General features: G+C 62.7%; 8 protein-coding genes. 7 read left to right on the forward strand and 1 reads right to left on the reverse strand.

The window, feature by feature from the left end:
- The first annotated feature begins 265 nt into the window (after nt 1–265).
- From C5L14_RS24545 to aat, 7 genes are all read left to right on the forward strand, one after another.
- Complete coding sequence (locus C5L14_RS24545) at nt 266–811, forward strand: ubiquinol-cytochrome C chaperone family protein (RefSeq protein ID WP_105864689.1); 546 nt, start codon at nt 266–268, stop codon at nt 809–811.
- Complete coding sequence (locus C5L14_RS24550) at nt 808–1,338, forward strand: YceD family protein (protein ID WP_105864690.1); 531 nt, start codon at nt 808–810, stop codon at nt 1,336–1,338. The genes C5L14_RS24545 and C5L14_RS24550 overlap by 4 nt, the downstream gene beginning before the upstream one ends.
- A 316-nt stretch (nt 1,339–1,654) precedes the next feature.
- Entirely contained in the window at nt 1,655–2,419 is a 765-nt protein-coding gene (locus C5L14_RS24555) for a DsbA family protein (RefSeq protein ID WP_105864691.1), read from the forward strand.
- A 146-nt stretch (nt 2,420–2,565) separates the two neighbouring features.
- Complete coding sequence (aroQ, locus tag C5L14_RS24560) at nt 2,566–3,009, forward strand: type II 3-dehydroquinate dehydratase (protein WP_068296342.1); 444 nt, start codon at nt 2,566–2,568, stop codon at nt 3,007–3,009.
- Between the two features lie 40 nt (nt 3,010–3,049).
- On the forward strand, nt 3,050–3,520 hold the full coding sequence (gene accB / locus C5L14_RS24565) for an acetyl-CoA carboxylase biotin carboxyl carrier protein (protein ID WP_105864721.1): 471 nt from the start codon (nt 3,050–3,052) through the stop codon (nt 3,518–3,520).
- 5 nt (nt 3,521–3,525) lie between these two features.
- Nucleotides 3,526–4,884: an acetyl-CoA carboxylase biotin carboxylase subunit gene (gene accC, locus C5L14_RS24570; RefSeq protein WP_105864692.1), complete on the forward strand. Its 1,359-nt coding sequence runs from the start codon at nt 3,526–3,528 to the stop codon at nt 4,882–4,884.
- A 10-nt stretch (nt 4,885–4,894) separates the two neighbouring features.
- Nucleotides 4,895–5,563, forward strand: coding sequence for a leucyl/phenylalanyl-tRNA--protein transferase (aat, locus tag C5L14_RS24575; protein WP_105864693.1), 669 nt, complete (start codon nt 4,895–4,897; stop codon nt 5,561–5,563).
- Between the two features lie 120 nt (nt 5,564–5,683).
- On the opposite strand, the gene C5L14_RS24580 is transcribed toward aat, so the two are convergent.
- Nucleotides 5,684–6,000 (reverse strand): transposase (locus C5L14_RS24580; protein ID WP_146127016.1); only part of this gene is annotated, 317 nt, incomplete at its 5' end.

A 6,000-nucleotide genomic window follows, 5' to 3' on the forward strand; every position in this document is an offset into this window, starting at 1 on the left:
GCCAACGCGGGAGACCGAAAACGGGGGGGCAACACAACTATACTCACTTTGGCCTCCATCGGGCACACAGGCTCGTTCGCCACATCGTCGCGTGGGTTCTGGCGTAACCCGCTCGCGCGTGAAATTCAACCTTGGCGCTCAGGAAGCATCCACTTATATGGAGCATCCGCTATAGAGTGCGGTCTTCGACCGGATCGTGCCGGACTGCCGGCACGGTGCCGGCGCCGGGAACCCCGGTCGACTATCCCTGCCGGTGAAGGAGCTCATGTTCGGCCTGTTTCGCAATAGAGCGCGCGACGCGCAGATTGCCCGTCTCTACGACCAGATCCTGGCCCAGAGCCGCGACCCCGCGCTGTTCATCGAGGGACGCGTTCCCGATACGGTGGAAGGGCGCACGGACATGATGCTGCTGCATCTGTTCCTGCTCATGCACCGGCTCAACGACGAGCAGGGCGAGATCCGAGAGATCGCCCAGGGCGTATGCGACCGCTTCTTCGCCGAGCTCGACCGCGCCATGCGGGAAATGGGCGTGGGCGACCTCGCCGTGCCCAAGAAGATGCGCAAGATCGCCGACATCTATACCGGATGCTCGTCCTCCTATGGCAACGCCTTGCACAAGCCGGATAACGAGGAACTCACGCAGGTTCTTCTGCGCAACGTCTACGCCCGCGACGAGGCGAGACTGCCACAGGCACGGGCCCTCGCCGGCTATGTCCGGCGCGCCTCCAACGCCCTTGGCGATGCATCGCTGGCGAGCCTTGCCAGCGGCTCCCTGCCCTTCCCCACCCCAGCCCTAGGTGAGAGCGCATGACCACCCAAACGCCCCATTTCTCGCGTCCGGTCCATCTGCGCGAGATTCCGGCCACCGGCCGCCACTTCGTCATCGACACGAACGAGGACGAGCGCCGCGCCGTCGCCCGGCAGCTCGGCCTTCCCAGTGTTGCCGCCCTGACGGCCAAGCTTCACGTCACCCCCTTCCGCAAGGACGGGCTGGCGGTCGATGGCAGCATTCATGCCCTGATAACCCAGATTTGCGTCGTCACGGCCGAACCGTTCGAGAGCGAGATCGAGGCTCCGGTCGACATCCGCTTCTCGCCCGATGGGCAGGATCCCAATGCCGAGTTCGATCTGGCCGAATTGAACGATCCGGAAGCCGAGGACCCGCCGGACCTGCTGGTGGGCGATGCCATCGATCTGGGAGCCATCGTCAGCGAGTTCCTCGCACTGGCGCTCGATCCCTATCCGCGCAAGCCAGGGGTCACCTTCGAGGGAGGCGAGGACGAGGCGAGCCTTTCTCCCTTCGCCGCACTCGACAGGTTGAAGGGCAAGGACTCCTGACAGCAGACTGCGTCCTCTTGAAACGCGTTTGCCAGTCGATCTCGTGTCGAAACGTAGTTGCGAAGCCAGCCGCGCCCTGCAATTGGCGAAAACCAGGCAAATGCCTTTGATCGAACACGATTGTGTGAGATCGCACGTCCTGGAACCGCGATTCATTGATCGGTTACGGGCCTGGACCTATCCACGTCCCAAAGCTTTTTGTGGTTTGAGCCACAGACCTCAAATCGCACGGACGCGCCGAACCAAAGAGTGAGAGCCGAATGCGTTTCTTCCAAACGCGTTTTGCTCTTGGGATTCCTGCCTTTTGGAGAAGTATATGTCGTTGAAGCGTCTGATGGCCGGGGTTGCGCTCGGCACTGGCTTGCTCGCACCCGGCCAGCCCGCCCTCGCTGCCGAACCGCTCGACAAGCCTGCGGTCGAAGCGATCGTCAAGAATTACCTGATGGAGCACCCGGAGGTCATCGTCGACGCCATCAACGCCATGCAGGCCAAGCAGGAAGCGGCAACGGCCGAGCGCCAGAAGAAGCTGCTCTCCGACAGCATGGACACCATTCTCAACGGGCCGCAGAACGCGGTCCTGGGTAATCCCCAGGGCGACATCACCCTGGTCGAGTTCTTCGACTACAATTGCGGCTACTGCAAGCGCGGCCTGGCCGACATGGTCAAGCTGCTCGAAACCGACAAGAAGCTCAAAGTGGTGCTGCGCGACTATCCGATCCTGAGCGAAGGCTCTAAGGAGGCCGCCGTGGTCGCCCTTGCCGTCAAGAAGCAGCTGCAGGGCGACAAGTTCCTGGCGTTCCACCAGGTCCTGCTGGGCACGCGCGGCGCCGTGGGCAAGGACCGCGCTCTGCAGGTCGCGCAGGATTCCGGTGTCGACATGGCCAAGCTCCAGGCCGACATGAAGGATCCAGCCCTGCTGAAGGGGCTCGCCAGCACGATGCAGCTCGGCGAAGCCTTGGGCATCAACGGCACGCCCTCTTATGTGCTCGGCAGCGAGATCACGCCCGGCGCCGTGGGTTACGATGCCCTCAAATCCAAGATCGATTCGCTGCGCAAATGCGGCCAGACCGCCTGCGGCTGAACCGGACGGCCCCTTCTCGGGCAAAGCAGGCGGTTTTTCACGACCGGCTTTGCCTTCCTGGATCGAGCGCCCTATAAGGGGCGTTCGCAGCAAAAGGCCCGTTGCAGCACGCTTCGGGCTTTCAATTTATGGTCCTGATGGCAAGCATGGCGCTCGTCTACATTCTCAACGGTCCCAATCTCAACATGCTGGGTGTGCGCGAGACCTCCGTCTACGGCACGCTCGACCTCAACGGCATCGAGAAGCTGGCCCGGGCGCGCGCCGAGCAATTGGGCCTTACCATCGAATTCCGGCAGACCAACCATGAAGGCGTGCTGCTCGACTGGGTGCACGAGGCCTATCACAAGGGGGCGGTCGGGTTGATCATCAATCCCGGCGCGCTCACCCATACCTCGATTGCTCTGCACGATGCGATCAAGGCCGTTAGCCTGCCGGTAATCGAACTGCATCTATCCAACGTGTTCGCGCGTGAAAGCTTCCGGCACCATTCCTGGGTCTCGCCGGCTGCCAAGGGCGTGATCTGCGGATTTGGCCCCAAGGGCTATGAACTTGCCCTCGAAGCGCTGGCTTCGAGCGTATCGGCTCAATGAATGACGGGGCCTCGGCCCCTCGGAAACGCAAGGCATGACGATGTCGCGAACCAAATCGGGGATCGACCCCGAGATTATCCGGGAACTCGCCAATCTCCTCACGGAAACGGATCTCACCGAAATCGAGGTACAGCAGGCCGATCTGCGCATCCGGGTGGCGCGGCAGATCAATGTGACGGCGACCGTGCCGGTCAGCGCGCCGGCCGTCGCCGTGGCAGCTCCGGCCGCTGCCGCTGCCGCTGCAGCCGCCCCCGCGGCTGCCGACCCGGCCAATCATCCCGGCGTGCTGAAATCGCCGATGGTGGGCACCGCCTATCTCGGCGCGGCACCCGGCGCCAAGGCCTTCGTCGAGATCGGCAGCAAGGTCAACCAGGGCGACCGCGTGCTGATCGTCGAGGCGATGAAGACCTTCAACGACATCATCGCGCCGCGTTCGGGAACGGTGACCGCCCTGTTCATCGAGGACAAGCAGCCGGTCGAATATGGCCAGCCGCTGATGATCATCGAGTGACATGAATGTTTGACAAGATCCTGATCGCGAACCGCGGCGAGATCGCCTTGCGCGTGCTGCGCGCCTGCAAGGAACTCGGCATCAAGACGGTGGCTGTCCATTCCACCGCTGATGCCGATGCCATGCATGTGAAGCTGGCAGACGAAAGCGTCTGCATCGGGCCCCCGCCGGCCCGAGAAAGCTATCTCAACATTCCCGCTCTGATCGCGGCTTGCGAGATCACCGGCGCCGAGGCCGTGCATCCGGGCTATGGCTTCCTGTCGGAAAACGCCCGCTTCGCCGACATTCTCGAGCAGCACAACATCGCCTTCATCGGCCCCAAGGCCGAGCATATCCGCATGATGGGCGACAAGATCGAGGCCAAGCGTACCGCCAAGCGCCTCGGCATTCCCTGCGTGCCCGGCTCGGACGGCGGCGTCACCAATGACGCCGATGCCGCCCGCATCGCCGACGAGATCGGCTATCCCGTGCTGGTCAAGGCGGCTGCCGGCGGCGGTGGCCGCGGCATGAAGGTGGCTCTGACGGCCGAAGATCTGCCCGATGCGCTCGCCACCGCGCGGGCGGAGGCGCTTGCGGCCTTTGGCGACGATGCGGTCTACCTGGAGAAATATCTGCAGAAGCCCCGCCATATCGAATTGCAGGTCCTCGGCGATGGCCAGGGTCACGCCATCCATCTGGGCGAACGCGACTGTTCGCTGCAGCGCCGCCACCAGAAGGTGTGGGAGGAAGGCCCTTCGCCTGCCCTCAATGCCGCCCAGCGCAACAAGATCGGCGACATCGTCGCCAAGGCGATGATCGAGCTCGGCTATGTCGGCGCCGGCACCATCGAGTTCCTCTATGAGAATGGCGAGTTCTATTTCATCGAGATGAACACGCGCATCCAGGTGGAACATCCGGTCACCGAGATGATCACCGGCATCGATCTGGTCAACGAGCAGATCAAGATTGCCGCGGGCTCCCCGCTGTCGATCAAGCAGTCGGACGTGCAGATCGAAGGCCATGCCATCGAATGCCGCATCAACGCCGAGAATGCCGCGACCTTCCGGCCCTCGCCCGGCACGATCAGCTATTTCCACCCGCCGGGCGGGCTGGGCGTGCGTGTCGATTCGGCCGTCTACCAGGGCTACAAGATCCCGCCCTATTACGATTCGCTGATCGGCAAGCTGATCGTGCACGGCCGCACCCGCACCGAATGCCTGATGCGCCTGCGCCGGGCCATCGACGAGTTCGTGGTCGACGGCGTGGAGACCACCCTGCCGCTGTTCCGCACCCTGGTGCGCAATGCGGACATCCAGAACGGTCTCTACGACATTCACTGGCTCGAGAAATTTCTCGAAGCCGGCGGCATGAGCGATAGCGCCTAGGCCTTTCGCCATGTCTGGCGCCGAGCTCAATCTGGAGATCACGCCGCAGGTCCTGCTCAAGGCCTATGCCTGCGGTATCTTCCCGATGGCCGAAAGCGCCGACGATCCCGGCCTTTACTGGGTCGAGCCGGAATTTCGCGGCATCATCCCGCTCGACGGGGTGATCGTCTCCCACCGTCTTGCACGAACCATCCGCTCCGACCGCTTCGAGATCGTGGTGGACCGCGACTTCGACGCAGTGATCGACGGCTGCGCCCAAGCCGGGCCGGGACGTCGTACCACCTGGATCAATGCCTCGATTCGCCGGCTATACGGCGAATTGTTCCGATTGGGCCATTGCCATACGGTCGAGGCCTATCGCAACGGCCGGCTGGTGGGTGGCCTCTATGGCGTCGACCTCGGCGGCGCCTTCTTCGGCGAAAGCATGTTCCACCGCGAGAGCGACGCCTCCAAGGTTGCCCTCGTCCATTTGGTCGCCCGGCTGCGTCGCGGCGGCTACCAGTTGCTGGATACCCAATTCGTCACCGACCATCTCACCAGTCTCGGCGCAATCGAATTGCCGCGTTCCCTCTATCACCGCTTGCTCGACGACGCCGTGGCCGCGGATGGCGATTTTCTCGCCTGGCCAAAGGAAGAATCCAGGAGCGGCACCGAAATTCTGGCTGCTCTTGCCGATTGAGCCGGCCGCCCGGAAAGGCTGGCCGGACCCCGCCAATAGGCGATCGCGGGCATGGGCACACCGATGCTGGGGAAGCCGGCCACTATCGCGATAGATTGCCGGCACTAGAGCATTATGAAATTAGGTTCGATCATATCCTGCGTTAGCGAAGAAATTCGCGCATTCGCAGGGTTTGGTCTGCTGCAAGATGTGCTGGATGGCGTGCGTGAGCTCATCGAGAGAACGAGCGGCGGCTTGGCGCAGCCAGTGTTTGAGTTTGGCGAAGAACTGCTCGATTGGGTTCAAATCGGGGGAGTATTTGGGCAGAAATAGCAGCTTTGCTCCTGCCTCTCGGATGGCTTGGCGTACCTGCTTTCCCTTGTGGGAGCCAAGATTGTCCATGACGACGATGTCGCCCGGCTTCAAGGTTGGAACCAGTTGGGTTTCCACATAGGTGC

Origin of the sequence: Labrys okinawensis (assembly GCF_002982075.1) — a bacterium.
Classification (GTDB): Bacteria; Pseudomonadota; Alphaproteobacteria; order Rhizobiales; family Labraceae; genus Labrys; species Labrys okinawensis_A.

What these genes read in the sequence shown, in the direction of transcription:
- accB (WP_105864721.1), top strand. Translation starts at nt 3,050, where the DNA reads ATGTCGCGAACCAAATCGGGGATCGACCCCGAGATTATCCGGGAACTC.
- accC (WP_105864692.1), top strand. Translation starts at nt 3,526, where the DNA reads ATGTTTGACAAGATCCTGATCGCGAACCGCGGCGAGATCGCCTTGCGC.
- C5L14_RS24545 (WP_105864689.1), top strand. Translation starts at nt 266, where the DNA reads ATGTTCGGCCTGTTTCGCAATAGAGCGCGCGACGCGCAGATTGCCCGT.
- aat (WP_105864693.1), top strand. Translation starts at nt 4,895, where the DNA reads ATGTCTGGCGCCGAGCTCAATCTGGAGATCACGCCGCAGGTCCTGCTC.
- aroQ (WP_068296342.1), top strand. Translation starts at nt 2,566, where the DNA reads ATGGCGCTCGTCTACATTCTCAACGGTCCCAATCTCAACATGCTGGGT.
- C5L14_RS24555 (WP_105864691.1), top strand. Translation starts at nt 1,655, where the DNA reads ATGTCGTTGAAGCGTCTGATGGCCGGGGTTGCGCTCGGCACTGGCTTG.
- C5L14_RS24550 (WP_105864690.1), top strand. Translation starts at nt 808, where the DNA reads ATGACCACCCAAACGCCCCATTTCTCGCGTCCGGTCCATCTGCGCGAG.